Below are 26316 nucleotides of genomic sequence, written 5' to 3'. Positions count from 1 at the left end.
CCGCATTGAATCACAAACCCCTCACCAAAGGCGAGGGGTTTGTCAGCGGTCTGAACCGCGCCGAAGCGCGGTTCTGTCGGTTTGCCGCCCCTGAACGGACAGCAGGCCGCGCGGGATCAGCCCTGGCGCGCCTTGAACCGGGGATTCGTCTTGTTGATGACGTAGATACGGCCCTTGCGGCGTACCACGCGGCAATCCTTGTGGCGCGTCTTCATCGATTTCAGCGAACGTACGACTTTCATGGCTTATTTCCGTCGGAATTATGCGGGGCCGTTGAGAAGCGCGGAAAATAGGGATGGAGCGACCGCCTGTCAATACGGAGTTACACAAAGATTCAGGCCGCCGGATATGCGATAAATCCCTGAAATTCCTCTCAGGCGTTTTGCAGATACAAGGGCGACCGGTGCTGCCGCATCCCAGCGACCGGATCGTCGCGCCGCGCGCCAGGGGAGATTTCGACCGGATCAGCGCGCCGGACATGCCGGCAGTTTTGCGTCAGCAGCCTTACCTGAAGGTTAACGGCGGGCGCCGCAATGGCGGCTTATCCAATCGATTTATCGAAGAAGCGCTATTTCAGCATCAGATAAACGTAGAACCCCAGAAACGGGATTGTCAGAAACAGCGTCTTGCGGGCCTTCAACGTACGGTGCTCGCCCGACAAGAACGTCGCAACGATCTGCAGGACCGAGACAACGGCGCAGGCATGCAGGGCGATCTCCATGATATTGTCGGGAATATTCATCGTCCCCCCTTCCCGCGCCCGAATCCGCCGGTCAGACCACGCCCTTTTCGCGCAGCGCCGCAATATCGGCGTCCGACAGGCCCAGCGCCTCGCGCAGCACCTCATCCGTGTGCTGGCCCAGCATCGGCGGGGCCAGTCGGTAGGTTACCGGCGTCGCGGACATCTTGATCGGGCTGGCGATCAGCTTCGCCGGCCTGCCGCCGGTCGCCGGGTGATCCATTTCGATCACCATTTCGCGCGCCTTGACCTGCGGATCGTCGAACACCTGTTTCAGATCGTTGATCGGGCCGCAGCCGATCTTCGCCTTTTCCAGCGCCGACAGCCACCAGGCGGAAGGATGCTGGCGGGTTATGGTGTTCAGCGTTTCCGTCACATGGTCGCGGTTGCGGACACGTTCCGTCGCGGTGCGGAACCGGTCGTCCTGCAACAGTTCCTCGCAGCCGGCGACGCCGCAAAACCGTTCGAAGGTCGGGTCGTTGCCGACCGACAGGACGAAATAGCCGTCCGCCGACGGCATCACCTGATACGGCACGATGGAGGGATGCATGTTGCCCAGCCGCGCCGGCACCTCGCCGGTGGCCAGGTAGCTCATGCCCTGGTTGGCGAGCCAGGAGACATGCACGTCCAGCATGGATACGTCGATCTGCTGCCCCTCGCCCGTCAGCGCCTGGTGGCGGACGGCGGCCAGGATCGACACGCCCGCATACATGCCCGACATGATATCCGCGATGGACACGCCGACCTTCATCGGTTCGCCGTCCGGTTCGCCGGTCAGGCTCATCGCGCCGCCCATCGCCTGGATCAGCGCGTCGTAGCCGGGGCGGCTGGCATAGGGGCCGGTCTGGCCGAAGCCGGTGACCGAGCAATAGATCAGCCGCGGGAATTCCGCTTTCAGGTCCTCGTAGCCCAGCCCGTATTTTTCCAGCGTTCCGGTCTTGAAATTTTCCACCAGCACATCGCAATCCGCCAGCAGGCGCTTCGCCAGCGCCTGACCTTCCGGATCGGACAGGTTCAGGGTGATCGACCGCTTGTTCCGGTTGGCCCCGGCGAAATAGGCGCTTTCGCTGCTGTCGGCGCCGCTGTCGTCCGGCAGGTAGGGCGGCGCGAAATTGCGCGTGTCGTCGCCGACCTTCGGCCGCTCGATCTTGATGATTTCCGCGCCGAGATCGCCCAGGATCTGCGTGCAGGTCGGCCCGGCAAGGATGCGGGTGAGATCGAATACCTTCAGACCGTCGAGCGGACCGTTCATGCCTTTTCCCTTCAAATGTCGTCATTCAGCGCGGCGCAGGGCGTTTTCGCACCAAGCTGCCGATTGCGTCAATTTACTTTTGGAGCGGATCGAAGGCGATACCCCGTATCAATTCCGCGAATCTGATATAGAGGCGGCATCCTGCCCCCATGCGGAATTCACCCATGAATGCCGTTTTCCTTGCCGCCGTCCTGATCGCCTTCATCGTTGCCGGCTACCGCCAGGTGACGGAAACGCCCCTCGCCGGGGAATCCGCGCCGATGGATGCGCTGGGGCTGGCGATGATCGACGCGGCAAAGGGGTCGGTCGAACTGGCCATCGGGCTGGTCGGGGTCATGGCGCTGTTTCTCGGCCTGATGAAGGTGGCCGAAGCCGGCGGCTTGCTGGCCATCATCGCGCGCACGGTGCGGCCGCTGATGGTGCGCCTGTTTCCCGACGTCCCCGCCGATCATCCGGCGATGGGTGCGATAATCATGAACATATCCGCCAATGTGCTGGGGCTGGGCAATGCGGCGACGCCGTTCGGCATTCGCGCGATGCAGGAACTGGACCGGCTCAATCCGCAAAAGGGCACGGCGACCAACGCCATGGTCATGTTCCTGGCGATAAACACGTCGTCCGTGACCCTGCTGCCGACCGGGGTGATCGCGCTGCGCGCGGCGGCCGGTTCGGCGGACCCGGCGGGCATACTCCCCACCACGCTGTTCGCCACGATCTGTTCGACCACCGTGGCGATTGTCGCGGTGAAGCTGTACCAGCGTTTCTCGCCGGCGCCCATGGGCAATGCGGAAACCGGCAATACGGAAACCGGCGGTGCGGAAACCGGCGATGCGGCGGGAACCGCCCCGGCGGATACCGAACCGACTCCGGAACCGAGCGAGCCCTACCCGCTATGGGTCTCCCTGCTGGTGCTGGCCGCCGTCGCGGCTTTCGTGCCGCTGACGATCCTGTACGGGCGCGATATCGCCCCCTGGATCATCCCCGGACTGATGCTGGCGCTGCTGGGATTCGGCGCCCTGCGCGGCGTGCGGGTATACGAATCCTTCGTGGAAGGCGCGCGCGACGGCTTCAACGTGGCGCTGCGCATCATTCCGTATCTGGTCGCGATCCTCGTCGCGGTCGGCATGCTGCGCCAGAGCGGCGCGCTGGAACTGCTGATCACCCCGCTGGGCGCGGTGACCGGGCTGGTCGGCCTGCCGGCCGAAGCGTTGCCGATGGCGCTGCTGCGGCCGCTGTCCGGCTCCGGCGCCTATGGCATCATGGCGTCGATCATCCAGAACCCGGCGACCGGTCCCGATACCTATATCGGCTATCTGGTGACCACCTTCCAGGGATCGACCGAAACGACCTTCTACGTCCTGGCGGTCTATTTCGGCGCGGTCAATATCCGCCGCATCCGCCACGCGCTGGCGGCGGCGCTGACCGCCGATCTTGCCGGCATCGCGGCGGCGGTCGCGATCACGGCGTGGCTGTTCGGTTAGCGGCCGCCCGCACCCGCGAATCCGGCCTGTATTGGCGGTCGTACCGAACAGGATTATATTATAGCCATGAACGATGTGCCGAACCTCACCACGCTTCGCGCGGCGCTTGTTGCGCGAAAGGCGGAAGTCACGGCGGAAATCCGCCACTATCCAGGACCCATTCCCGGCTGCGACGCGCAGTTCAACCGTCTGCTGGAAATCCGCCGGATCCTGGCGCATGAACTGTTGCGCCTAGACGGCATCGCCGACGACAGCATCAGCGCCACGGAATTCGTCGCCCAGTCGCCGAGCGCCGGGGAACTGCCGCAAATCCTGTCGCTGCCCTGACACCCAAAATCCGGATTCGAAAATTCCTGCGACAATTCGGCGCAGCCGCCGATATTCGCCGCCCGGGCGGAAAATCCGAAGTTCCTGATTCGCCATGATAAATCCGCGGCAATTAATTTTTCCGCGAAACCCTTTGACTCCGGGCCCGCCGATTCGTCAGGATAAGGGCATTCCTAGGGGGGCCTCATGCAGAGGCTGAGATATCGTTAGTGTTGCGGACTGTCCGGAACGCGTTGCGATGACCCTTCGAACCTGATCCGGATCATGCCGGCGTAGGGACAGGAAACCAATGCCGCACGCGAACATCATAACCCGCCCAACCGCGATTGCGTCATTCCTCCCAATCGGATTCCGGATCTCCACCAACAATTGGCAGGAGATTCAACATGCCCAAAGACAGCGAAATCATCATTTCGACCGGCCCGATACCCGGCTCGAAGAAAATCTACGTCAGCGCCGGTAAGGACGGCGCCCTGCGCGTTCCCTTCCGCGAAGTGAAGCTGGAGGACAGCGCGAACGAACCGCCGGTCCGGCTGTATGACACATCCGGCCCCTACACGGCGGATGGCGTCCAGGTCGATGTGACCGCCGGTATCGCGCGGAACCGCGAAGCCTGGATCCGGGCGCGCGGCGATGTCGAGGAATACGAAGGCCGCGAAATCCGGGTCGAGGACAACAACCGCAAGCCCGGCGACAAGGACGCCTGTCCGGAATTCCCCGCCAAGCATCGCCCGCTGCGCGCGAAACCCGGCGCTGTCGTCACGCAGATGGCCTATGCAAGGCGCGGCATCATCACGCCGGAAATGGAATTCGTCGCCGCGCGCGAAAACCTGGGCCGGTCCGAACACCGGGACGGCGAAACCTTCGGCGCGAATATCCCGGACGTGATCACGCCGGAATTCGTACGTGACGAAATCGCCGCCGGACGAGCGATCCTGCCGAACAACGTCAACCACCCGGAATCGGAACCGATGATCATCGGCCGGAACTTCCTGGTGAAGATCAACGCCAATATCGGCAATTCCGCCGTATCCTCTTCGGTCGCCGAGGAAGTCGAGAAGATGGTCTGGGCGACCCGCTGGGGCGGCGACACGGTAATGGACCTGTCCACCGGCAAGGACATCCACAACACCCGCGAATGGATCATCCGCAATTCGGCTTCGCCGATCGGCACGGTGCCGATCTACCAGGCGCTGGAGAAAACCGGCGGTGTCGCCGAGGACCTGACCTGGGAGCTGTTCCGCGACACGCTGATCGAACAGGCGGAACAGGGCGTCGACTATTTCACCATCCATGCGGGCGTGCTGCTGCGCTACATCCCGATGACGGCGAAGCGCGTTACCGGCATCGTCAGCCGGGGCGGCTCGATCATGGCCAAATGGTGCCTCGCCCATCATCAGGAAAGCTTCCTGTACACGCATTTCGAGGAAATGTGCGAGTTGATGAAGCAGTATGACGTCGCCTTCTCGCTCGGCGACGGCTTGCGCCCGGGCAGCCTGGCGGACGCCAATGACGAGGCGCAGTTCGCCGAACTGGAAACCCTGGGCGAACTGACCAAGATCGCCTGGAAACACGACGTGCAGGTGATGATCGAGGGCCCAGGCCATGTGCCGATGCACAAGATCAAGGAGAACATGGACCTGCAGCTGGAAAAGTGCCACGAGGCGCCGTTCTATACGCTCGGGCCGCTGGTTACCGATACGGCGCCGGGATACGACCACATCACCAGCGCCATCGGGGCGGCGATGATCGGCTGGTTCGGCACGGCGATGCTCTGCTACGTCACGCCGAAGGAACATCTCGGCCTGCCGAACCGCAAGGACGTCAAGGACGGGGTCATCACCTACAAGATCGCGGCGCATGCCGCCGACCTCGCCAAGGGGCATCCGGCGGCGCGGCTGTGGGATGACGCCGTCAGCCGGGCGCGGTTCGATTTCCGCTGGCGCGACCAGTTCCATCTGGCGATGGACCCGGAAACGGCGGAGGATTTCCACGACCAGACCCTGCCGGCGGAAGGGGCCAAGATCGCCCATTTCTGCTCGATGTGCGGGCCCAAGTTCTGTTCGATGCAGATCACGCAGGAAATCCGCGACTTTGCCGAAAAGGGCATGTTCGACATGTCGGACAAGTTCAAGCAGACCGGCGGCGAACTCTACCAGCCAGCGGAGAAGGTCGCGGCAGAAGCCGCCGCGCTGAACGCCGGCGACGACTGATCGACGATACGACTTAAAAACGGCCCCTCTCCCGGATTTCGGGGGAGGGGCTTTTTATTGGTCCGCTGCGAACAGGTAAAATTGGCTCTTTCCCGGGACCACGGGAACGGCCGATAAGATGCGCCATGCCCCCGAACGAAAAAGAGCGATACGATGAGCACGCATACCAACGAACTCGGCCAGCCCGTCGGCTTCCCGATGCCGGACTGGAAACCCGCACGGATCCCGGACAGGACGCCGATGGAAGGGCGTTACTGCCGCGTCGAAGCCATCGCCCCCGAACATCGCGACGACCTGTACGAGGCTTTCCTGCTGGATACCGACGGGCGGAACTGGACCTATCTGTCACAGGGCCCGTTTGACAGCCGCGACGCCTTCGACCGCTGGTATGCCGCGCATTGCGCCGATCCGTCGCGCATCACCCAGGCGATCCGGGACCGGGACACCGGGCGGGCAATCGGGATCGCCAGCTACCTGCGCGTCGATCCGGCGGTCGGCAGTATCGAGGTCGGCTACATCAATTTCGCCCCGCCGTTGCAGCGCACCCGGATGGCGACGGAGGCGATGTACCTGATGATGGCCCGGGTCTTCGACGAACTGGGCTACCGCCGCTACGAATGGAAATGCGATTCCCTGAACGCGCCGTCGCGCAGCGCCGCCCTGCGGCTCGGCTTCACCTATGAGGGACGTTTCCGTCAGGCCACCATCTACAAGAACCGCAACCGGGACACCGACTGGCTGTCGATCCTGGATAGCGAATGGCCCGCGATCCGGCGGGGCTTCGAGGTCTGGCTGGACAGATCGAATTTCGACGCGGCCAGGAACCAGCGTGCTTCCCTTTCGTCCCTGATCGACGCGAACCGAAAGGCGGCCTGACCCTGTCGATGGGTGGTGATCGGATGCGCCCGATCCTGTAAGAAGGCGCTCCCAACCCCAAGCGAAACGGGTTCGCCGTGCCGGAAATCGCCATACTGCTGCTCAAGGCCGGCCTCGCCGTGTTCGTCGTCGTTGGCGCAACCGTGGCGGCGGAACGGGCCGGACCGTTCTGGGGCGCGCTGATCACATCGCTGCCAATTTCCATGGGACCGATCTATGTCGTCCTGGCCATTGACCAGTCCGACGCCTTCATTACCGACAGCACGCTGAGCAGCTTCGCCGTCCACGCCGCGATGCCGGCCTTCCTGGCGGCGGGCACCATTGCCGCGACCCGGTTCAGGCACGCTGTCACCGTGGCCGCCGCCATCGGCGCATGGGGGCTGACGGCTCTGGCGATTCATTCGGTGACATGGACCGTCGGTTCGGCGATCGCCCTGAACGTCGCGGCGTTCATCGGCGCCTATGTTGCCGTCGGGCTGTGGGGCCGGCCCGGGGTTGCGGTTCCGGCGCCGTCGCGATGGTTCGACCTGCCCCTGCGCGCGCTGCTGGTCGCGTCGCTGACCATTGTCGTATCGCTTAGCAGCGCGGCGCTGGGCCCGAAAGCGGCGGGAATCCTCGCCGTGTTCCCCGTGGTGCTGTTCAGCGCGACCATCGTGCTGCTGGCCCGGCTCGGCAGGGCGGCGACGGCGGCAACGCTATCCCGCGCCGTCATACCGCTGGTCGGCCTCGGCTTGACGCCGCTGACCGCGCATCTCGCGACGCCGCATTACGGTTCAGGGATCGGTCTGGCGCTGGGTTTCGCGGCAACTTTGAGCTATTCCACCGTGCTCATCCTGTGGCATCTTCGCGGGACGGCTCTTTTTCACCGGCAACGCCGAGATTCCACATGACATGGTCAGAATGCCTGACACGGGACATGCGGCTGTTCAGCCCGACCCTGAAGGCCCGGCATGATCCGGCACCGCAGGGTACTGATCGGTTACCTTCTGGGGATTATCGTGGCGGCGGTCATCGGCACAATCCTGATCGGCTGGGAGCGGAGCATGACGCTGGTCATGCCGACGCCGGCTCCGGAAGATATCGATTTCGCGGCGCTGCGCCCGGCGGATGCGCCGAACCGCTTTCTGGTCTGCCCCGAAAACTACTGCGCCGCGCCGCCGGACCGGATCAGCCCGGTATTCGACATGCCGGTCGCGGCGTTGCGCGACCGCTGGCAACAGATGCTGCAACGCCATCCCCGGATCACGCAGGCGCGGGCGGATGAAACCGGCCTGCAGCACGATTTCGTCCAGCGGTCGCGCTTTTTCCGTTTCCCGGATTCGATCACGGTGCGTTTCATTCCATTGCCGGAGAACCGTTCGACCCTCGCGGTGTACAGCCGGTCGCGGTACGGCCGCGACGATTTCGGCGTGAACCGGGAACGCATCGAGGCCTGGCTGGCGGCGCTGTCCGGGTAACCTGCAAGCGGCTGGTCCAGCAGGCGGCGCGTCCACCGCCTCCCCTTGTGCATTCGCCTGTCGGTCGTGTAGCATTTTCACCGGTTCGCGCCCGTCGCGAAAGGCGAAAGACCACTGGCCAGAGGAGAGACCATCATGGCGGTTGCCCCGTTAGCGAGCAAAGCCGGCGCGCCGGCCGCGCGGCAGTCGGAGATGAGCGCGGCGGAGTGGCAGACGCGGGTCGATCTCGCGATGCTCTACCGGATCGTCCACCGCCTCGGCTTCACCGACCTGGTGGCGACGCATCTGTCGGCGCGCATCCCCGGCGAGGAAGATACCTTCCTGATCAACAATTACGGCGAAATGTTCGACGAAATCACCGCCACCAGCCTGGTGAAGATGGACATGGACGGCAATGTGCTGAGCGGCGAAGGATTCAATTTCGCCGGCTACTGCATCCATAGCGGCATCTATCTGGCGCGGCCGGACGCGATGTGCGTCACCCATCTGCATACCCGCGCGAATATCGCCGTCTCGGCCATGGAAGGCGGGTTGCGTCCGATTTCGCAGCATTCGCTCTGGCCGCTGCTGAGCATGGCGGAGCATGAATACGAAGGCCCGGCGCTGGATCTTTCGGAACGGGAATCGCTCAAAAAGAACATCGGCGACAAATTCGTCCTGAACATGCACAATCACGGCTCGCTCTGCCTTGGCCGGACGATCCCCGAGGCATTGCATTTCACCTATTACTACGAAACATCATGCCAGATTCAGGTCGATACGATGGCCGCCAGTGTCCCGGTGCGGGAAATTCCCGCCGACATCGTTGCAAAAAGCCACGAGATTTATGCCGAATGGCTCGCCTCTGGCGATATGGGCATGCTGGAATGGAACGCCTTCCAGCGCAAATTCGCCCGCGAGGGCATTGAATTCGCCCGTTGAAGCCTGAGGCGATTCCAGCAAACCCCGACCTGATCTAGCGGCTGATGGAGCGGGCGTGCACCGCGCGGACCCGCTGGACCGAATCCTTCATGGCCCGCAGCGTTTCGTAGAAAACGATGTTCGACCTTACCGACCGGTCGTCCAGGTCCGCGCTGGCGATTTTCGCCGCATCCCGGGTGCGCCCGGCGAGGCCGAGCCCCAGCGCAAGGTTCTGCCGCTGCAGCACGGTTGCCTGCGACGCGCTGGCCAGTTCGCGCAGCACCTCGATCGCCGCGTCGTATTCGCCCGCGAAGGCCAGCGACAGCCCCAGATTGGTTTTCAGGTTCACATCCTCGGGCGCGCTGGCGAGTCCGGCCCGGTAAAAATCCTGGGCATCCTTGTGCTTGCCGAGCAGGTCATTGGCGACCCCGAGGCCGTTGAACACCTGGGGATCGCCCGGCGTGACCGTCAGCGCGCGGTCGTAATGACCGATGGCGAGTTCGGGCTGGTTGATGGCGACCATCGCATTGCCCAGCCCGCGCAGCGCCACCGCATTCTGCGGCTCCAGCGCCAGCGCCTTGCGAAAGGCTTCGGCGGCGTCTTTCGGCGCGCCCGACGCGGCAAGCACCTGCCCCAGCCCGACCAGCGGCGCGGCTTTCTGCGGATCGGCGCCATGCGCGTGGCGGTACAGGGTCGCCGCCCCCGCAAGGTCGCCGCGCGCGCGGCTTTCCTGCGCCGAGGTGAACAGCGTAACCGAAACATCCGTCTTCGGACCACTGTCCGCGAACTTCTCCGGCGGGTTGGACGCGCAACCGGACAGCGCCGCGGCAATCGCCAGCGTGGCCAGGACATGCCGCCAGCGGTCCGGTAAGGTCCCGAGGCATGAATTCGCATACATCATCATGGGGACATCCATACCGCAAAATGGTTACCGAAGCATTTACGATCGTTTAAAATAAACGACGGATTTTATTCAATTTTATGGCTTCGGGCGGGGCTGGCGTCCGCCGGGCCGCAGCGCGCGAACCCGTAGCCTTGTAACCGTTACCGCGCCTCCGTATCATCCGCCGCAATTGCCCGGAACCGTCGAATAGCCAGAACCGCCGCCATGCCGCAGACCGCCACAGCATCCCGCGCCGCCATCCCCTCCGTCGACCGGATGCTGAACCATCCGCGACTGGAAACCGCGCTGGCCGCCTATGGCCGCGGCGCCGTCACGGAGGCGGTGCGTACCGTGCTGTCCGCCCTGCGCCGACGCATCGCGGAGGATGCCGACGCGGCGCGCGGCGAGGCCGACCCCGCCGCCATCGCGGCGCGGGTCGATGCGGTGCTCGACGCGCTCAACCGGCCGTCGCTGAAGCGGGTCTTCAACCTGACCGGTACGGTGCTGCATACCAACCTGGGCCGCGCACCGATGCCGCAAGCCGCTATCGATGCGATGATCGAGGCCGCCGGCGCCTGCAATCTGGAATACGACCTGGAAGCGGGATCGCGCGGCGACCGCGATTCCCATCTGGAGTCCTGGTTGAAGCGGCTGACCGGGGCGGAGGCCGCGACGGTCGTGAACAACAACGCCGCCGCGGTGCTGATCACCCTCAACACGCTGGCGGCGGGCGGCGAAGTGCTGGTGTCGCGGGGAGAATTGATCGAGATCGGCGGCGCCTTCCGGATCCCCGATATCATGGCCCGCGCCGGCTGCACCCTGCGCGAGGTGGGCACCACCAACCGGACCCACCTGCGCGACTTCGAATCCAACATCGATGACCATTCCGTGCTGGCCATGAAGGTGCATGCCAGCAATTACGAAATCCAGGGCTTCACCGCCGCCCCGGCGGAATCCGACCTGGCGGCGCTGGCCCATGCCCATGACCTGCCCTTCGTGGTCGACCTGGGCGCCGGCGCGCTGGTCGACCTGGAGCGCTACGGCCTGCCGCACGAGCCGACGCCGCGCGAAACGCTGGAGGCCGGCGCCGATATCGTCACCTTCAGCGGCGACAAGCTGCTGGGCGGGCCGCAGGCGGGGCTGATCGTCGGCCGCGCCGACCTGATCGCGAAAATCAAGAAGAACCCGATGAAGCGGGCCATGCGGCTCGACAAGACCACCATCGCCGCGCTGGAAGCGGTGCTGCGGCTGTACGGCAACCCCGACACTTTGGCTGAAACCTTGCCCGCCATCGGGCTGCTGAGCCGATCCGCCGAGGATATCGCCGCGCTGGCGAACCGCATCCTGCCCGCCGTCGCGGCGCGGCTGGACATGGTCGCGACGGTCAGCATCGAACCCTGCCGCAGCCAGATCGGCAGCGGGTCCCTGCCCGTCGACCGGCTGGACAGCGCGGCGCTGGCGATCCGCCCGAAACAACAGGGCAAGGGCAGCGCCAAAACCCTTGCCGCCATCGTCGACGGGTTCCGCAACCTGCCCGTGCCGGTGATCGGCCGGGTGCGGGATGGAAGTTTCTTCCTCGACCTGCGCTGCCTGACCGACGAGGCGGCGTTCACCGCGCAGCTGGACCGGCTGTCCCCGGCATGATCGTCGCGACCGCCGGCCATATCGACCACGGGAAAACCCTGCTGGTGAAGGCGCTGACCGGCATCGACGCCGACCGTCTGCCGGAGGAAAAGCGCCGCGGGCTGACCATCGACCTGGGCTTCGCATACCGGCATCTGGAGGACGGCGCCGTGCTGGGCTTCGTCGACGTGCCGGGGCATGAAAAATTCGTCCGCAACATGCTGGCCGGCGTCGGCGGCATCGATTTCGCCCTGTTGATCATTGCCGCCGATGACGGGCCGATGCCGCAGACGGAGGAACACCTGGCGATCCTCGACCTGCTGGGCGTCGGCACGGGCGCCATCGCCATCACCAAGACCGACCGGGTAACGACGGCGCGGCTGGAGGACGCCAAAGCCGAAGTCGAAATCCTGCTGGACGGCACGACGCTGGAAAACGCCCCGGTCTTTCCGCTTTCCGCCATGACCGGCGACGGCGTCCCCGCGCTGCAGGCGCATCTGGAATCCGCCGCGCGCGGCATGGCGGCGCGGCCTGACAGCGGCAATTTCCGCCTCGCGGTCGACCGCACCTTCACCGTCGCCGGCGCCGGGGTCGTGGTCACCGGCACGGTCTATTCGGGACAGGTATCGGTGGGCGACCGGCTGGTCATTTCGCCGGCGGGCACGCCGATCCGGGTGCGGGCGATCCACGCCCAGAACCGCGATGCGACGGCCGGACGCGCCGGGGAACGCTGCGCCCTGAACATCACCGGCGCGGGGGTCGGGCTGGATTCGGTCCGGCGCGGCGACTGGCTGATGGCGGAAACGGCCCATGCGCCGACACGGCGCCTCGATGCCGCGATCCGGATGCTGAACGCCGAAAAAAAGCCCTTGCGGCACTGGACCCCGGTCCATGTCCATCTGGCGGCCAGCGCGGAAACCGGCCGGGTCGCGATCCTGGAAGGCGGGTCGATCGCGCCGGGTGAAACCGGGCTGGTGCAGCTTGTGCTCGACAATCCGGTCGGCGCGCTGGCGGGCGACCGCTTCATCCTGCGCGACCAGTCCGCGCGGCGCACCGTCGGCGGCGGCCGGATCGTCGATCCGTTTTCACCGGCGCGCGGCCGGGCGCGGCCGCAGCGGCTGGCGGTACTGCACGCGGTGCGGGATACGGCGCCGGGCGCGGCATTGGCGGCGCGCCTGGAACAGGCCGTGGACGGCGTCGATCTCGGCCGCTTCGCCCGGACCTACAATCTGACGCCGGACGAGGCATCCGCCCTGTGGGAGGATGTAGCGATGATCCGGGTCGGGTCGCCGCCGGAGCAGACGGGTATTTCCCCGGCGCACTGGGACGCCCTGCGCGACGAGATCGTGACGGCGCTGCGGGGCTGGCATGCGAGCCGCCCCGACCAGCCGGGACCGGAAGAGGCGCGGCTGCGCCGGGCGATGACGCGCAAGCCCGGCCAGGACCTGTTCAGCGCCGCGATCCTGGACCTGCTGCATGGCAGGCGCATCGCCCGCGACGGCGTGTACCTGACGCTCCCGGGGCACCGGGCGGTATTCTCAAGCGAGGACACGGCGATCTGGGAACAGGTCCGCCCGATGCTGGAGGAAGGCGCGTTGCGCCCGCCGCGGATGCTGGAAATCGCCGAGGCGATTTCCCGGGACGGCCGCACCACCGAACGCTTCCTGACACGGGCCGCCCGGGCCGGGCTGATCCACCAGGTCGCGGATAACCGCTACTACCTGCCGGAAACCCTGCTGCAACTGGCGGAAATGGCGGCGGCGCTGGCGAAGGAATCCGCCGACGGCCATTTTTCCGCCGGCGATTACAACAGGCGGGCCGGAATCGGCCGGAACCTGACGATCGATCTGCTGGAATTCTTCGACAGGAAGGGACTGACCCGCCGATCCGGCAACGAACGTACCGTGATCGTTCCCGCCAGGGATGTTTTCGGGAACCGCGCGCCCTGAACTGTAAGGTTCGCGGCTTTCACCGCCGCACCGCCGCCGTCCCGCGCGGTATCGCGCCGGGATTGGCGCGCGGCTTCTGGAAAAGATGCAGCAGCCGGCTGATCGATTTCGGCGAACACCAGTGCCGCTTTTCCGGGCGTCGCTTTTCCATCAGATCGTTCACGATGGCGGAAATTACCTGCCGCTGACGACCCACATCCAGGTCCAGATTGTCCCGTTCGACCTGTTCTTCAACCGCAGCCTTTACCCTTGGCCACAGCCGACGCGCCAACTCCATGTCGTCGTACGCCCAGACAATAGTTGCGCAATACATAACCACCCTTTCGTTCCCACCTGCTCAATTTTCTCACTCTGTCACAGATAAAATATAAAAATAACTGTAATAAGTCAAAAAAATTGTATTTTAACAAGTATTAACGGATATTAATACTTATTAACTAAAAATTAAATGTTATTTTATCGTTTTATACTAGTATTTACTATATTTTGTTCTGTATTTTCATAAAATTTTATCCATCTGCACCCTGGAAAGGCCATCGTCATGAATTTCGGGTGCGGTGCCGGAAATTATGCCATTATCTGTGCCAATGATCGGAATACCTGCAATCAGTCATGGATACAGGCGCGATGGAAACCTATCGGGGTAGTTGTCACTGCGGGGATGTCGCGTTCGAGGTCGACACCGATCTTGACGGCGTCGCCGTCTGCAACTGCTCGATCTGCCAGCGCCGCAATGCGGTCATGCATCGCGTGCCCGCCGACCGGTTCCGGCTGCTGCAGGGAGAGGAATCGTTGGCGCTTTATCAGTTCAACACGGGGGCGGCGAAGCATTATTTCTGCAAACGCTGCGGGACCTATCCGTTCCACCGCCCCCGCATCGCGCCGGACGCCTATACGGTCAATGTCTTCTGCCTGGACGGCATCGACCGCGACCTCGTCGCGACCCTGCCGGTCACCTTCATCGACGGCCGGACGTTTTCAGTAAAACCCGAATAACGGCGCGCCGGGACTCATTTTCGCCGATCTATTTCCGCAGCAGCAGGTAGACGGCGACGGCCAGCAGCGAAGCGCTGAACACGAGGCTCTGGATCCGGAAGGCCAGCGCCGAGCGCATCAGCGGTCGCAGTCCGGCTCCCGCGACCAGCCAGGTCGCCTGCGACAGCGCCACCAGGGCGATCAGCGCGGTCACGACGATCCAGTTTCCGGATGCGCCCGGCAGCAGGAACTGGCTGAACACCGCCGACACGACCACGTAGTATTTGGCGTTGAGCACCGAGAGCAGCAAGCCGTCGCGCAGCCCGTACAGGCGCACCTCGGTTTTATCGTCCGGCGGGGCGCTGCGGTAGATCCGGACCGCCAGGTAGACGATATAGGCGATTCCCAGATAGCGGATCGTGTCATACGCGACGGGACTGGCGAGGAAGAGTTCATTCAGCCCGAACGCGGCGGCCAGCGCAATGGCCGCGCAGGACGCCATCATCCCCGTATAGAACGGAATCGCGGCCACAACCCCGCTGCGCATCCCCAGCCCGGCCAGCGCGACGGTCGCCGGGCCGGGACTCATCGTCAACGGCAGCACCATGCCGAGAAAGGCGAGAACGGTTTCCATGGCGGCGCGGTTCAGGAATAGTTGCGGATCAGTTCGGCCAGCCGCGCAATCCCGGAATCGATCTTTTCCGGGCCGGCCAGGGAAAAACTGAGGCGGATCGTGTTGGCCCCGGCGCCGTCGGCGAAGAACGCCCGGCCCGGCACGAAGGCGATCTTCGCCTTCGCGATCGCCGCCTTCAGCAGCGCCGCGCCGTCGCACGACGCCGGCAGGGTCAGCCACAGGAAGATACCGCCTTCCGGATCGGTCCAGGTGACGCCGTCGGGCATGTAGCGTTGCAACGCCGCGCGCATGCGGTCGCGCCGTTCGCGGTAGCAGGCAATCGACGCCGCCACCTGCCGGTCGAACACGGACTCCGCCAGATGGTGCATCACCACCTGGTTGAGCAGCGGGCTGTTCAGGTCGGAGGCCTGCTTGATCAGCACCAGCCGGCGCACGATGGGCCGCGCCGCGCAAATCCAGCCCACCCGCAGCCCCGGCGTCAGGGTCTTGGAAAACGTCCCGCAATAGATCGTGCGCGCGCCGTCGACATGGCCGGTGCGGGCGGCGTCCAGCGCGATCACCGGCGGCACCGGCGCGCCGTCATAACGCAGCGCCGCATAGGCGGCGTCCTCGATCACCGGGATATCCAGTTCGCCCGCCAGCGACAGCAGCGATTGCCGTTCGGCTTCGGAAAGCGTCCGGCCGGTCGGATTGGCGAAATCGGGCACCACATAGGCGAATTTTACCCGCCCGCCCTCGACCGCTTCGGCGGCGGCTTCGGCATAGGATTCCGGTGTCCGGTTGGTCGCGCCGAATTCGAGCCGGTCGTAGCGCGGCTCATAGGCGTTGAAGGCCTGCAGCGCGCCCAGATATGTGGGCCAGTCGACCAGCGCCGTATCGCCGGGCGACAGCAGCAGGCGGGCCAGGAAATCCAGCGCCTGCTGCGAGCCGGAGGTAATGACGATGTTGTCGGGGTCGCAGGTCGCGCCCATCCGGGTCATGTAGCCGGCGATCCATTGACGCAGCGGCAGGTAGCCCTCGCTGGTCGAATATTGCAGCGCCGAATTGGCCCGCACCGGATCGGCCATGATGGCCTGGTAGGCGTTGCCGGCTTCATCGCGCGGGAACAGCGCCGGGTCAGGGATGCCGCCGGCAAAGGAAATGATGTCCGGCTGGTCCAGCAGTTTCAGCAGTTCGCGGATTTCCGATCCGTTCATCCGCGCCGCCCGGCGCGCATAGGCCGGCTCCCACGCCAATGCATTCTCCCCCATGACTTCCTCCGACACCACAGATGGCAAGGCGGCTTTTATGTCAATGATGCTGACTTATTGTCAAGATGATTATCCAGTCGGCCTGTTTTTTGTAATTATATTACGCTGGCGCCGTGTCAGCCGCCGGTGATGGCCGCCGGCGAGCGATAGCCGCCGGTGATGTGACGCGCGATCCAGGCCGGGTCGTCGCGCCGCGGCAGGGTCAGGGCGGGTTCGCCCTTGCAGCTCAACCGGTACAGCAGCCGCGCATCTTCCAGCCGGCCGATCCCGGTCTTGATCGGCGGCGAGCAGTGAATGGACATGTAGTCGTTCCAGATGGTGACGTCGCCCGGCTCGTGCAGCCGGTCATACCGGAATTGCGGCTGCAGCACGTGCTTTTCCAGCCTGTCGAGGAATTCCCGCGATTCCGCCGGCGTCATGCCGTCCACCTCGATCGCGGGCCTGACGCCGGGGCGCGAAGCCCAGACCGGACTGTGCAGCGACCTGACGCCGGAACGCGGATCGGTGTGCACCAGCGGCGCGAGGAAGCCTTCGTCGCCCTCGTTCAGGCGCCGGCGGACTTGCAGCCCTTCGAGCCGCGCCTGTTCGCCTGGCGGCAGCGCCGCGAAGGCCGCCGCCGTATCCGCGAAGGCGGTCTCGCCATCCAGCGGCAGGTTCCGGCGCAGCGCCATCAGTTCGTCGTCGGACCCGGCGAAATAGGGCTCCGGCCCGGCCACCACGGGCGCCTTGACCCAGTGCCCGCCCGGCGCGTCCCGCGCCACGGGCATGTGATGGACCAGGAACATCGACACGTAGAGGGGCAGCGGTTCGTATTCGATATCGGTGTGCCAGGTGCCGCCGTTGCTCAGGCGGGTGCGGTCGCGGTCGCCCTCGCCCAGCAGATTGGTCGCCACCAGCACCGCCGGCGACTCGTGCGGCAGGCAGGCGACCTGCCCCGGCAGGGTCGAATCCGCCGCGGCGGCCTTGCGGTCCGCATAGGGCCGGATTTCGACGGCGCCATCGCTCGCCCCGTCCTCCTGCGCCGGCTTGCCGCCCCGCAACAGGTTGGAAGGATGCGCGACAGGCGCGCCCCAATGATTGGCGAACCGCTCGAAAGTTGCGAGCGAGAACCGGTTCAGGTCCTGCCCCGCGATGGTCAGCAGCCGGCAATGCGCGAGCGTGTCCAGCAGCAGCGCCACCTGCGTCGGAAGCAGCGGCTTGCAGAGATCGATACCCACCACGCGCGCGCCCATGCCGCTGGCGGCGAGAGGGTGCTCGAGCGCGACGGCGGAGCCGAATTCGGCCTTGAAGCGGCGCTCCAGGTCCGTTGGCGTCAGATCGACTATGGTATCCGGCATGCCTGTTCCCTCCCTTGGTGTGGCAAGGGAAAGTCTAGCCGCGATCCGACCGGCCGTCCAAGGGGCTTCGGCGCAAGGCCGGGAGCTGGCACATCTTTCGGCGTTGGGGCTTACTTTCTGCACCAATACCAATACGTGCCGAATTAGATAACAGCGCACGACGTACACCAAAGTGAGTGCCAGATTATGTAATATATTTAATGATTCTCGCCTCATCTCGTGTCATGCTTAGACGCTTGCAGTATCCGTGTAACAATTAACCGTTACCGTAATGCCATGCGCCCCGCCTACGAGCAAACGGGAATTAATAGTTTTTAACTCGCTAGTGGCATAGATGGCGCAAATCCACCCAGCTCAACTGTATTAACCGCTTCATCATGCTTTTCCTTTAAATCCTCCAAGTATGGCCAACTGGTAAACGGTTTCGGAAGTTTAAATTCGTTCCTAAGCTCACATGCAAGCACCCAAGCACGATATCCGACTCTGCCTACCTGCAAGTCGTAGGAACCTACGCAAATGTCGTCATGTAGATTGTGAATAAAATAGTAGTGTCCGGCGGCTTCGATCACCTCATTTGGAAACATTAGCAATCGCCCACCTATTTTCTTATCGACTGAGCGCCAATCGACATCACTCGGGTAATTCGGAAAGGGAGGAATCGTCCCTCTGCGACTGCCGCCATAACTTTCGAAGTCCTCGTCGAGGGCTTGTGCGGAAATTAGCTCCGCACACTCCAATGCGTAGCGTTCTAGGACCGGCGCTATTCTATTTGCGAGGTAAGTCGCATCGCGTTCAGTCGTTTGTCTTTGCTTGATATGGTCTCTAATCCAACCGACACCGAGCGTAACCGCCGTCGAAACAACGCCGAGCTGTGCGATGCTCCAAAGTGTAAGCGTGTTCTCCATCGACTCTCCAACATCTAGCCTCATCAACTAATTTTCTGCAGTCCACCACCGAGCGTATTCAAAAAGGTATTTCATCGTCTAATGCACTAGTCTCTGCAAGAGGAAGAAGAGCCCTCGACGGCAATGGCAAGTTTGTCACAATGAACAAGTTTAGAATGTCGTCGCGGTCTATGAACATAACCTGCGAACGTTTTGTCGCGTCCAAACGCTCCCCCAGCCAGTTTTTTGCCTGCTTCGTTATCTCGCCTCCCGCAACGATAAAAGCATGGTCAACGAGCACACGACGACTTAGTTCTGGATCGAATATTTCGTGCCCAAGCATCATTGTAACCTGGTTCAGTATCTCGCCAATGTTGCGCGACCCTCCTTTACTTGCGCCTGCGGAGTCGAGCTTTCCTTTTTTGGCTTGTATTCCAAAATAAAGTACATGTAGCGTCGGAAGGGTGTATTTCATCCACACGTCTTTACCGTATTCTAACGCTTTGTCTTTGTGTCCTGCTGCAGTGATGCGGTGGAAACCCAGTTGGCGAAACAAGGGTTGAAGCACCTCCTCGATCAGATCGTCCTCTGAACATTTGTCTAGATAGGCAGTGAGTTGAGACTTTCGTTCTAGTTCCGCCGGCGTCAGAGGGCGATGAGGGTTAGCTATTTTTGCAATGGTGTTAGTCTCGATATGGCGCAGTTGTCCGAGTCCATTGTCATCGTAAAACGCCTCCCAACCCTCGCGGGCAAGCACTACGTTAAGTGCAGTCAGCGCTTTGCTACGATCCGCGTCACCTTCTTGCGCCTCTCCCTTATCGAGAACGGCACGTATGATGCGTACAAACGCGTCGGGTGGAATATTGGGGCCAGGGTGCGGTAATGCCAGAACCTCTTCGAGCCTATCCGAAACCCAAGCCCACCGCGTCGAACCGTCGTGGAAAAACTCGAGGTCACAATCTTCGAAGAACTCGGTGATGTAGGAACTTGATCGATATTGAAAGTGATCAACATTGCCACAAATGATGTCGGCCAATTCCCGTAAATTTCTATTCTTCCATTTCATTTCAATACTTTAATCTGCTGACATGAAAAAGCAATCGTGCATATGTTGTTCTTGGCGCCGGTAACTATATCCGTATTTTCTTGAATTGCGGTGATTCAAAGTGACTCTACGTTAGTCAATAAGGCACAATTCTGATTTCTGCGACAATGCGCATTGCCGACAACCCTCTGACGTGACACGTTCTACTGCCCAGCCCGGCACCCCCGGAGCCGTGGCGGACAGGCGGCCGATACCCGGCCGGAGGGCTGGTTATGGCGCATGTATCTGTTTCACCTGCAACGCCGCAATCGGGCGCCGACTCCGGCGACCGGCCGGGGCTGGCGATTGCGCTGCTGCTCATGGCGATGGCGGCGTTCGTCACCATGGACGGGCTGGCCAAGTCGCTCGTGGGCCAGGGGCTGGCGCCGGAGCTGATCGTGTTGTGGCGTTACGCGCTGGTGACGGCGGTGCTGCTGCCCGTCGTCGTCCGGCTGCGGGGGCGGCGGCCTTTCCGCACGAACCGGCGCATGCTGCACATCGTTCGCGGGCTGCTGCTGCTCGTCTCGGCGGTGCTGTTCATCTACGCCGTACGGGTATTGCCGCTGGAGACCAGCACCGCGATCAGCTTCATGTCGCCGCTCTACGTGACCGCGCTCTCGATCCCCTTCCTGGGCGAACGGGTCGGCATTCGCCGCTGGCTGGCCGTCCTGATCGGCCTCGCCGGTGTCCTCACCATCATCCGTCCCTGGGCGGATTCGTTCCACCCGGCCATGCTGCTGCCGGTGCTGTCGTCCTTCTGCTGGGCCTGCGGGCTTATCATCACCCGCGCGATGCGCGGTGCGGAACCGCCGTTCACCATCCTCGTCTGGTCGACGGTCAGCGGGTTGGTGGCGATCCTGCCGCTGGGCCTGATGGACTGGCAGATGCCGGACGGCATGCAGCTGGTAAAGCTGGCGGCGATCGCGGCCTGCCACCTTGCGGGACAGTATCTCACCATCAGGGCCTTCATGCTGGCCTCGGCCTCGATCCTCGCGCCGTTCTCCTACAGCACGATCATCTGGGCGACGCTGATCGGCGCGGTCTTTTTCCACTCGCTGCCCGACGCGCCGACGGTCGCCGGCACGGCGATCCTCTTCGCCGCCGGGCTGTATGTCTGGCACCGGGAACGCATGCTGACGCGCAAGGTCACCGTGCCCGGCGCGTCGATTTCCGAAGCGGCCGCGGCGCCTTCCGAAGCGGCGGCAACAAAAACGAACCGGCCCCGGTAACGGCGATCACTTGCCCCGGGGACGCCACTTTTTCGATTCCACCAGGGCGAGAAAGTCCTCGGTCAGACGGTGAAAAAGGTCGGGTTCCTCCAGGTTCACCAGATGGCCGGTCGACGGCACGACGGCAAGCCCGACCGCCGGGCTGACCTGTTTCATGAACAGTCCGGAATCGAGGGCGCGGGGATCCTCGTCGCCGACAACGACAAGCGACGGCACCTTCATCGCGGCAAGCGGTTTTTCCATGTCGAACAGGGAAACCCGCCTGGCCATCACCTGGCGCGAAATATGGGCGCTGCCCTGCGCGGAATGATCCATGAAGCGGCGGCAGAAATCGTCGAAGGCGCGCGGGTTCTTGCGTTTAAGCTGAATGCGGTTCTCCGCCTTGCGCAGGCCCTTGAGCACTTCGGCGAGGCCGCCTTCCTCGTAGAGCCTTGCGCGGGCCTCGGCGTCGCGCTTGAAGGCCTCCACATCTCGCGGATCGCCGCCGCTGCCGATGCCGATCATGGTCAGCGACATCGCCATGCGCGGATAGCGCAAACCGAAATCCAGCGTCGTGCGCGAGCCCATCGAACAGCCGACGATATGCGCCCTGGCGATCTTGAGGTGCCGCATGACCGCCGCGACGTCATCCACCGACTTCTTGTGCGAATAGCCCGACGGCTTGTCCGGCACGTCCGACGGCGGATAGCCGCGGGCGTTGAAGGCAACGCAACGATAGCGGCGGCTGAAATGCTGGATCTGCTTTTCCCAGCTCCACAGGTCGCCCGAAAATTCATGGACGAAGACGATCGGTGTTCCGGTACCCGCCTGCTCGTAATACAGGCGCGCGCCGTCGGACTGGATATATGGCATACTGAAGCTCCCCTCGTTTGATTGCGGCACTATAGCGGATCGGCCGTCGCACGAACAAACGGGACACCAACAGGCCTGACACGGGCCGGGACACCAAAGGAGGCGACCATGAACGGATCCGACAGCGATACCCTCCGGCAGCTCGCGGACCGGGCCGCGATCCGGGACACGATGTGCCGCTATGCCCGCGGCGTCGACCGCGGCGACGAAGCGATCATCCGCTCCGCCTATCACCCCGATGCCCATGACGACCATGTCGATTACAGCGGCGATATCGACGGCTTCATCGCCTGGCTGGGCGTCAATTTCAAAGGCTACGACAACTCCATGCATTTCCTCGGCCAGTGCCTGATCGAGTTCGCGGGGCCGGATCTCGCCATGGTCGAAACCTATTACGCCAGCCGCCGCCTGCGCCCGCCGGAAGGCCTGGACCCGAAAGGCATGGAGGCGGAAGGCCTCGCGCCCGGCGACATGATCTGCCGGCAGTCCTGGGGACGCTACCTGGACCGCTTCGAACGGCGCGACGGCGAGTGGCGGATCGCGCGGCGCACCCTCGTCATCGACAACCGCTTCACCTCCGTCGCGAAGGGCGGCGCGCGGCAGGGCGCAGGGCCATGGGGAACGCGGGACACCTCGGACCCGCTCTATGCGGCGCGCACCGAAATCCTGGGCGACGCGGCGGGTTGATGCCGCTTGCGCCGATACGCGCCGGGCGGCGTTGCGTCCGGCCGTCCGGTCGCCCCATAATGCGGGCAACGATCCATCGACCTTTCCAGCCCGGAGACTCCCCACCATGCCCAAACCAACGGATGTCGTGCGCATCGGCGTCGGCGCCGGTTTCGCGGATGACCGCATCGAGCCCGCCATCGACCTGGTCGAGCGCGCGGATCTCGACTTCCTCGTCTTCGAATGCCTGGCCGAGCGGACCACCGCGCGCGAAAGCCTGACCCGCCGCCACAACCCGGAGAAAGGCTACAACCCGCGCCTGATCGAACGCATGGAGCGCATCCTGCCGCTCTGCCTGGATCGGCATGTACGCATCGTCACCAATATGGGCGCGGCCAATCCCGGCGGCGGCGCGCGCGCCGTGCGGCTGATGGCGGAAGAACAGGGGCTGGGCAATGTGCCCGTGGCGGTGGTCGAGGGCGACGATATCGAAAGCATCATCCGCGCCATGCCGGAACTGCCGGTCATGGAAACCGGCGAGCCGGTGGAAAGCCTGCTGCCGAACATGGTGGCGGCGCATGCCTATCTGGGCGCGGACGTGGTCTGCCGGGCGCTGGAAACCGGCGCGCCGCTGGTCATCACCGGGCGGGTATCCGACCCCTCGCTGTTCCTCGCCCCCGCCATGCATTACTGGAAATGGTCGCCGGACGACCTGCCGCGCCTCGCCGCCGGCACGGTCGCGGGGCACCTGCTGGAATGTTCGGGGCAGCTGACCGGCGGCTGCTTCGCCGACCCGGGCATGAAGGACGTCCCGGACCTTGCCCATCTCGGCAATCCCTATGCGGATATCACCCTGGACGGCGGGGTCGAGGTCGGCAAATGCCCCGGCACCGGCGGGCGGCTGGACCGCGCGACCGCCACCGAACAGCTGCTGTATGAAATGCACGATCCGGCCGCCTATATCACGCCGGACTGCGTGCTGGACGTGACCGATGTCGAACTGCACGAAACCGGCCCCGACCGGGTGCGGGTGACGGGCGCGGCGGCCAGGCCGCATACCGACAGCTACAAGGTCTCCATCGGCTACCAGGACGGCTTCATCGGCGAGGGACAGGTCTCCTATGCCGGGATCAACGCGGTGGCGCGGGCGAAGCTGGCCGCCGGGATCATCCAGCAGCGGCTGCGCGAAAACCCCTATACCTACACCGAAATGCGGGTCGACCTGATCGGCATGTCCAGCCTGCACGGCAGGGAGCCGGACGGGCCGGAGCCCTATGAGGTGCGGCTCCGCGTCGCCGCGCGCTGCGACAGCCGGGCGGCCGCCGGACAGGTCGGCTTCGAGACGCGGGCGATGCATGTGAACGGTCCCTCGGGCGGCGGCGGCGGGATCGACCCGATCGTGCGCGAGATCCTGGCGGTGCAGTCGGTGCTGCTGCCGCGCCATCTGGTCAAACCCCGGATTTATGTGGAAGGAGCCGCCTGATGGTGCGCGTATACGACCTCGGCCACAGCCGCGCCGGCGACAAGGGCAATACCTCCAACATCTCCGTCACCGCCTATGACGACGCGGCCTGGAACGTGCTGCGGCGGGAACTGACCGTGGACGTGGTGGCGAAGGCCTACAGCCACATCACGCCGGGGCCGGTGCGGCGCTACGAACTGCCGAAGCTGCGGGCGCTCAATTTCGTCATCGAGGGTGCGCTGGGCGGCGGGGTGACGCGCTCGCTGGCGCAGGACGTGCACGGCAAGAGCCTCAGCACGCTGATCCTCACCATTGAACTGCCGGGACATAACCGGCAATCGTGACTGCATTGTCGAAGCGGGCCAGCCGCCCGGCCCGATCCAATGGGGGTATGCGCCTACCGCTTGACCTTTTCGCCGGTTCTGTCGAGGGCTTCGCCGGTCGCCTCGATGTTTTCGCCGGTATCCTGCTTGGCCCCGCGCCAGGTATCGCCACAGGCGGCGAGGGCGGTTGCGAACGTGAGAACGATTAACGACGACATGATACGACGGATCATAACAGTCTCCTTTTCCATATGAGCGATACACTGTTAACGCGACGCAGCGCCGAAAGTTCCCGCGGCGGCCGGTTGCAGGCGATAGGCCGCAATTTCCGCGCGGCGGTTCTTCGGGTGCCGGACGCCGTCGCCGGTCTCCACAAGCGGATCGCTCTCGCCTTCCGCGACGATGTTCAGCTCCCTGACGTCACGGACATCCAGCCCGTGGCGAAGGAGCGCCTCCCGGACCGCCAGGGCGCGTTCGCGCGACAGTTCCCGGTTATAGTCCGCGGGACCCGAACGGTCCGCATGCCCCTCGACGGTCACGACAATATTCCGCCCCGCCGCGACGCGCTCGACCAGCCGGTCGATTGTCGCCTGCGCGTCCGGCGTGATCCGCGCCTGGTCGAAATCGAAATACACGACCGCCCTGTCATCGGTCGGCACATAGGTCGGGTCCTGCGGCGCGGCGGGCGCCACGGCAACCGGGGCCGGGCGCGCCGCGTCGATGGCCCTGTCCAGCTCACTCATGGCCGACCGGAACGCCTCCTTGCAGTTGACGATATGCGCCGATTGCCATGGATAGGCATAGCCTTCCTCCGTCTGCTCGACCCAGCAGTCATACTTCGCCTGGGCCGTCGCCGCCTGCTGCGGCGCCAGCGCCTTGGCGTCCTGGCGAAACGCGGCGGTCAGCTGCTCGCGGCTGGCGATCAGTTCATCCATGAGGGCCGGCTCGATATCCCAGATCTGCGGGACGGCGGGGATTTCATCGCGCCCGTCCCGCACGGCCAGCGCCTTGTCGGCGAAATAGTCGGAGGCGGGAAAATCATACATCGCATCCGCCTCGAACAGGGCCAGCTGGCGGTATTCCCGCGCCAGATGGGCCGAAAAATCCGAGCCTTCGGCATTCATCTTACGGACTTCCGCGATGTCGTCATTCAGGATGTCATTGAGCCAGTTCGCCTCGACCGGCGCCGTCACGGCGGCCAGGGTCAGGGCGACGGCGGAGGTGGTAATCGTCAAGCCGCGTCTGAACATGAGGTATCCTTCCGTGCCTGTTGCGGTAAGAAAACCAACGCGGAGGGCTGCGGAAAGGTTCCGGAGGGTGTGGGGGGGGGGGGACGGTAAAGGCGGGCGTCAGGCGAAGAGGCGATTAAGGCCGGCCCGATCAATCGAGGAGGATCGTCAGGCCCCCCGGCCATGGCGATGTCCCGTATAGCCACAGGGAAACAGGCTGCGCTATCCTGCCCCCATGGAACACGAGGGGGGACCGTCTTGACCTGGGTGGAAGTCATAGTGATCGCGTATCTGCTGACGGGGGTCAGCAAGGTTTTCCGGGCCTTCACCATCCCGGCAGTCAACCGGCCGGACTATATCCAGAGCCGTAACCTGCTCGGCTATTTCCTGGTGGTCGTGGCCTGGCTTCCGCTGGATCTGGCCGCGTTCCGGAAGCTGGGCGTCCAGGAGGAGCTGAGAATAAACTGCACGGTATTTTGCGCCTTCGCCGTCTTCGGCTATTTTGCGCGGATAAGCTGAACATGGACGACCGATGGAAGAGGAAGCGCGCGAAATTCTCCGCGTCGTCGCAGGGCGGCCCGCACCGCCCGCGAATCTCTATAGCACCGTAGATATATGCGTTGAATCCCATAAGGGAATGCCTATCTGTGAACAATAATCGTTGAAATAACGGCAATTATAATACACGCAT

The 26316-nt window shown here is 63.9% G+C and carries 28 protein-coding genes and 1 riboswitch; of the genes, 15 read left to right on the top strand and 13 right to left on the bottom strand.

Translation table 11 applies throughout. The annotated features are described in order from the left end of the window. Window positions 1-116: 116 nt before the first annotated feature. The 3 genes from ykgO to WD767_06465 all read right to left on the bottom strand — a co-directional run bounded on the left by ykgO (window position 117) and on the right by WD767_06465 (window position 1991). Window positions 117-242, bottom strand: a complete 126-nt coding sequence (gene ykgO, locus WD767_06475; protein MEX2615722.1) for a type B 50S ribosomal protein L36 — start codon at window positions 240-242, stop codon at window positions 117-119. Window positions 243-568: 326 nt separating this feature from the next. Next, window positions 569-742 carry a hypothetical protein gene (locus WD767_06470; GenBank protein MEX2615721.1) on the bottom strand — a complete coding sequence of 58 codons (174 nt, stop codon included), beginning with the start codon at window positions 740-742 and terminating at the stop codon, window positions 569-571. A gap of 31 nt (window positions 743-773) precedes the next feature. Next, window positions 774-1991 carry a CaiB/BaiF CoA-transferase family protein gene (locus WD767_06465; GenBank protein ID MEX2615720.1) on the bottom strand — a complete coding sequence of 406 codons (1218 nt, stop codon included), beginning with the start codon at window positions 1989-1991 and terminating at the stop codon, window positions 774-776. Window positions 1992-2155: 164 nt separating this feature from the next. Between WD767_06465 and WD767_06460 the strand changes: the two genes are divergently transcribed. The 7 genes from WD767_06460 (at window position 2156) to WD767_06430 (ending at window position 9266) form a co-directional block, all read left to right on the top strand. Next, entirely contained in the window at window positions 2156-3472 is a 1317-nt protein-coding gene (locus tag WD767_06460) for a nucleoside recognition domain-containing protein (GenBank protein MEX2615719.1), read from the top strand. Between the two features lie 66 nt (window positions 3473-3538). After that, window positions 3539-3799, top strand: a complete 261-nt coding sequence (locus WD767_06455) for a hypothetical protein (GenBank protein MEX2615718.1) — start codon at window positions 3539-3541, stop codon at window positions 3797-3799. 165 nt (window positions 3800-3964) lie between these two features. Then, window positions 3965-4096, top strand: a riboswitch (TPP riboswitch). A gap of 89 nt (window positions 4097-4185) precedes the next feature. Further along, window positions 4186-6012, top strand: coding sequence for a phosphomethylpyrimidine synthase ThiC (gene thiC, locus WD767_06450; GenBank protein ID MEX2615717.1), 1827 nt, complete (start codon window positions 4186-4188; stop codon window positions 6010-6012). 153 nt (window positions 6013-6165) lie between these two features. Continuing rightward, window positions 6166-6888, top strand: a complete 723-nt coding sequence (locus tag WD767_06445) for a GNAT family protein (GenBank protein ID MEX2615716.1) — start codon at window positions 6166-6168, stop codon at window positions 6886-6888. 77 nt (window positions 6889-6965) lie between these two features. Then, window positions 6966-7778 carry a hypothetical protein gene (locus tag WD767_06440; GenBank protein ID MEX2615715.1) on the top strand — a complete coding sequence of 271 codons (813 nt, stop codon included), beginning with the start codon at window positions 6966-6968 and terminating at the stop codon, window positions 7776-7778. A gap of 60 nt (window positions 7779-7838) precedes the next feature. Beyond that, window positions 7839-8345 (top strand): DUF1499 domain-containing protein, encoded by a 507-nt coding sequence (locus WD767_06435; protein MEX2615714.1) that lies wholly within the window; start codon window positions 7839-7841, stop codon window positions 8343-8345. A 135-nt stretch (window positions 8346-8480) separates the two neighbouring features. Then, on the top strand, window positions 8481-9266 hold the full coding sequence (locus WD767_06430; protein MEX2615713.1) for a class II aldolase/adducin family protein: 786 nt from the start codon (window positions 8481-8483) through the stop codon (window positions 9264-9266). 34 nt (window positions 9267-9300) lie between these two features. On the opposite strand, the gene WD767_06425 is transcribed toward WD767_06430, so the two are convergent. Further along, window positions 9301-10149 (bottom strand): tetratricopeptide repeat protein, encoded by an 849-nt coding sequence (locus WD767_06425; protein ID MEX2615712.1) that lies wholly within the window; start codon window positions 10147-10149, stop codon window positions 9301-9303. Between the two features lie 204 nt (window positions 10150-10353). Here WD767_06425 and selA point away from each other — a divergent pair, with 204 nt between their 5' ends. Both selA and selB read left to right on the top strand, forming a co-directional pair. Beyond that, the gene (gene selA, locus WD767_06420) at window positions 10354-11772 is read left to right on the top strand and encodes an L-seryl-tRNA(Sec) selenium transferase (GenBank protein MEX2615711.1); all 1419 of its coding nucleotides are present in this window, start codon (window positions 10354-10356) and stop codon (window positions 11770-11772) included. Continuing rightward, window positions 11769-13700, top strand: a complete 1932-nt coding sequence (gene selB / locus WD767_06415; protein ID MEX2615710.1) for a selenocysteine-specific translation elongation factor — start codon at window positions 11769-11771, stop codon at window positions 13698-13700. The genes selA and selB overlap by 4 nt, the downstream gene beginning before the upstream one ends. Before the next feature lie 19 nt (window positions 13701-13719). Here selB and WD767_06410 read toward each other — a convergent pair whose 3' ends face one another. After that, the gene (locus tag WD767_06410) at window positions 13720-13977 is read right to left on the bottom strand and encodes a hypothetical protein (protein ID MEX2615709.1); all 258 of its coding nucleotides are present in this window, start codon (window positions 13975-13977) and stop codon (window positions 13720-13722) included. Between the two features lie 335 nt (window positions 13978-14312). On the opposite strand from WD767_06410, the gene WD767_06405 reads away from it, so the two are divergent. Then, the gene (locus WD767_06405; GenBank protein ID MEX2615708.1) at window positions 14313-14696 is read left to right on the top strand and encodes a GFA family protein; all 384 of its coding nucleotides are present in this window, start codon (window positions 14313-14315) and stop codon (window positions 14694-14696) included. Between the two features lie 28 nt (window positions 14697-14724). On the opposite strand, the gene WD767_06400 is transcribed toward WD767_06405, so the two are convergent. The 5 genes from WD767_06400 to WD767_06380 form a co-directional block, all read right to left on the bottom strand. Continuing rightward, window positions 14725-15309 (bottom strand): LysE family translocator, encoded by a 585-nt coding sequence (locus tag WD767_06400; GenBank protein MEX2615707.1) that lies wholly within the window; start codon window positions 15307-15309, stop codon window positions 14725-14727. An 11-nt stretch (window positions 15310-15320) separates the two neighbouring features. Further along, on the bottom strand, window positions 15321-16559 hold the full coding sequence (locus WD767_06395; protein ID MEX2615706.1) for a PLP-dependent aminotransferase family protein: 1239 nt from the start codon (window positions 16557-16559) through the stop codon (window positions 15321-15323). Between the two features lie 116 nt (window positions 16560-16675). After that, window positions 16676-17896 (bottom strand): TauD/TfdA family dioxygenase, encoded by a 1221-nt coding sequence (locus WD767_06390; protein MEX2615705.1) that lies wholly within the window; start codon window positions 17894-17896, stop codon window positions 16676-16678. A 314-nt stretch (window positions 17897-18210) separates the two neighbouring features. Beyond that, window positions 18211-18801 (bottom strand): hypothetical protein, encoded by a 591-nt coding sequence (locus tag WD767_06385; protein ID MEX2615704.1) that lies wholly within the window; start codon window positions 18799-18801, stop codon window positions 18211-18213. Between the two features lie 58 nt (window positions 18802-18859). Continuing rightward, window positions 18860-19846, bottom strand: coding sequence for a hypothetical protein (locus tag WD767_06380; protein ID MEX2615703.1), 987 nt, complete (start codon window positions 19844-19846; stop codon window positions 18860-18862). Window positions 19847-20097: 251 nt separating this feature from the next. On the opposite strand from WD767_06380, the gene WD767_06375 reads away from it, so the two are divergent. Further along, window positions 20098-21093, top strand: coding sequence for a DMT family transporter (locus WD767_06375; GenBank protein MEX2615702.1), 996 nt, complete (start codon window positions 20098-20100; stop codon window positions 21091-21093). Window positions 21094-21099: 6 nt separating this feature from the next. Here the strand turns inward: WD767_06375 and WD767_06370 are convergent, their stop codons facing one another. After that, entirely contained in the window at window positions 21100-21945 is an 846-nt protein-coding gene (locus WD767_06370; protein ID MEX2615701.1) for an alpha/beta hydrolase, read from the bottom strand. A 108-nt stretch (window positions 21946-22053) separates the two neighbouring features. Between WD767_06370 and WD767_06365 the strand changes: the two genes are divergently transcribed. From WD767_06365 to WD767_06355, 3 genes are all read left to right on the top strand, one after another. Then, window positions 22054-22632: a nuclear transport factor 2 family protein gene (locus tag WD767_06365; protein ID MEX2615700.1), complete on the top strand. Its 579-nt coding sequence runs from the start codon at window positions 22054-22056 to the stop codon at window positions 22630-22632. A gap of 106 nt (window positions 22633-22738) precedes the next feature. Next, on the top strand, window positions 22739-24094 hold the full coding sequence (locus tag WD767_06360) for an acyclic terpene utilization AtuA family protein (protein ID MEX2615699.1): 1356 nt from the start codon (window positions 22739-22741) through the stop codon (window positions 24092-24094). 2 nt (window positions 24095-24096) lie between these two features. Beyond that, entirely contained in the window at window positions 24097-24417 is a 321-nt protein-coding gene (locus WD767_06355) for a hypothetical protein (GenBank protein MEX2615698.1), read from the top strand. Between the two features lie 53 nt (window positions 24418-24470). On the opposite strand, the gene WD767_06350 is transcribed toward WD767_06355, so the two are convergent. Both WD767_06350 and WD767_06345 read right to left on the bottom strand, forming a co-directional pair. Then, window positions 24471-24629 carry an entericidin B signal peptide protein gene (locus tag WD767_06350; GenBank protein ID MEX2615697.1) on the bottom strand — a complete coding sequence of 53 codons (159 nt, stop codon included), beginning with the start codon at window positions 24627-24629 and terminating at the stop codon, window positions 24471-24473. Window positions 24630-24662: 33 nt separating this feature from the next. Further along, window positions 24663-25646: an OmpA family protein gene (locus WD767_06345; GenBank protein ID MEX2615696.1), complete on the bottom strand. Its 984-nt coding sequence runs from the start codon at window positions 25644-25646 to the stop codon at window positions 24663-24665. Window positions 25647-25883: 237 nt separating this feature from the next. On the opposite strand from WD767_06345, the gene WD767_06340 reads away from it, so the two are divergent. Further along, a complete protein-coding gene (locus WD767_06340) occupies window positions 25884-26144 on the top strand; it encodes a hypothetical protein (GenBank protein ID MEX2615695.1) in 261 nt (86 codons plus the stop codon). The last annotated feature ends 172 nt before the right edge of the window (window positions 26145-26316 follow it).

The organism is Alphaproteobacteria bacterium (genome assembly GCA_040905865.1).
Taxonomy (GTDB): Bacteria; Pseudomonadota; Alphaproteobacteria; order UBA8366.
This window is presented reverse-complemented; position numbering and strand designations above follow the sequence as displayed.